We start from the raw sequence: 1,666 nt of genomic DNA, 5'->3' as shown, positions 1-1,666 counted from the left end.
GTGTTACCATTATTTTCTCAACAACAGCAAGGAGTGATAAGGGTCGTTTGTAATCAAAATAACCGTAGAGATGAAGGCTTATATATTGAATTAAAGCTGAGAACACTAAAATAACGATTACACTATAGCAACAGTAAATAACATAGCCAAGCCCCCCCCTACGATCAGCTTTCTTTTGGAAGATGAACACCCTAGAGATCCAATATACAAAAGTGATGGCAGTGCCAGCACTTATCATATTCGCGACCCCAGGGACAACCCCATTATGTACCAAGGACGCCATTACCAAAACATCAAGAATCCAACCAAAACCAGATACGATAATGAAAATTATTGATTTATTTTGCATGTTTTACAACAAAGACTGTAGCACCAGAGGCTGTCCCAGATTCAACTCCAATAAGAGAATCCTCAAGAATAATGCATTTCTTGATATCAACATCAAGCTTAGCGGCAGCTAACAGGTAGGGTTCAGGATGAGGCTTAGCATTTTTAACATCGTCACCAGAAACAATCACATCAAAAATCTCTCCTAAATTATGATACTGGAGCAGGTTATTGACAGCTTGTCGTGATGCTGTAGTGACTATGCCTAATTTAGCCAATCCATAAAAATTTAAAAGAAACTGATGAACTGGCTCAAACACACTAGTCTTTGCCATATTATTTCGATAAATGTCTTTTTTATCGGCTGCAATTGCACTGTAAACATCCATTTCATGGTCAGGAAGTATTATTGGCAAAAATTGCTTCCAAGACATTCCACTATATTCCTGACAAAAATATTCGGTAGAAATATCTATACCATAGGCTGAGATAGCCTCACAATATGAAGCCGCATTAGCATGTTCAGTATCGATTAATGTACCATCCATATCTGTTAATATTGCTTCAATTGCCATATTCAATCTCATCCAAATATTCATTTATTAGCAATAACATACATGCAGTAAATGCGTTACCAACAGTTTTATCTTTTCTAAACTTGTAGGGTACTAATCGAGCAAAATGAATGATTTCATGCAAAAAAACCTCCTTGAGGAAGGTTTTCCCAAAGCTATCATTAATCCATTTTTTGTATGCATCATAGATATCTGCATATTGTGAGGAACGAAAAATGCTCACAGTCACACTATCATCATCACATTGGCAGGTAATTGATCTATTAAGCGATTCATAGCCTAAATGTAATGATTGCATCAATTTAGCATAATCAAGTAAGGGTGATTCAAAAAAATTACCTATATTCGGATCAATAATAAACCATCCATTACTATGATTTTTATCAATGACAATATTCTCAATAGTTAAATCGCCATGAATTACAGATATATCACGAATAGTAAAATCATTAATACGAGCTTCATTGTGCACCCAAGAGTCGATCCGCTTCAGATCAATATTCTGACCATTTATGGTGATTTTTTCTTGATCAAAAAATATTGGTGTCAACAATTTTATTTTATCAAAGTTAGCGACCATTTTCTCATTTACATATATTTCAACAATTTTATTTTCTGCCATTCCTGCGGAATTTTTTTCATGAAAGGCTTTAATCGCATTTAATACACCCTCAAGATAGCTCCACGAAGTTTCTAGTGATGAGGAATGTATAAATTCATAAAAGTCTATTGAAGTATGACTATAGGGCATGTCATAGATATAA

At 34.6% G+C, this 1,666-nt stretch carries 3 protein-coding genes; all 3 read right to left on the bottom strand.

The window, feature by feature from the left end:
• Nucleotides 1–349, bottom strand: a 349-nt coding sequence (locus V2A85_RS23485; protein WP_420072529.1) for a GtrA family protein, incomplete at its 3' end; no start/stop codon positions are given.
• Nucleotides 339–902, bottom strand: a complete 564-nt coding sequence (locus V2A85_RS23480) for an HAD family hydrolase (RefSeq protein ID WP_420072528.1) — start codon at nt 900–902, stop codon at nt 339–341. The genes V2A85_RS23485 and V2A85_RS23480, both read right to left, overlap by 11 nt.
• The coding region (locus V2A85_RS23475; protein ID WP_420072527.1) for a hypothetical protein at nt 892–1,666 on the bottom strand (775 nt) is incomplete at its 5' end. The genes V2A85_RS23475 and V2A85_RS23480, both read right to left, overlap by 11 nt.

Origin of the sequence: Yersinia sp. 1252 StPb PI (assembly GCF_048593885.1) — a bacterium.
Classification (GTDB): domain Bacteria; phylum Pseudomonadota; class Gammaproteobacteria; order Enterobacterales; family Enterobacteriaceae; genus Yersinia; species Yersinia enterocolitica_E.
Note: the sequence above shows the minus strand (reverse complement) of the source record. Positions and strands in the feature narration are given on the sequence as shown.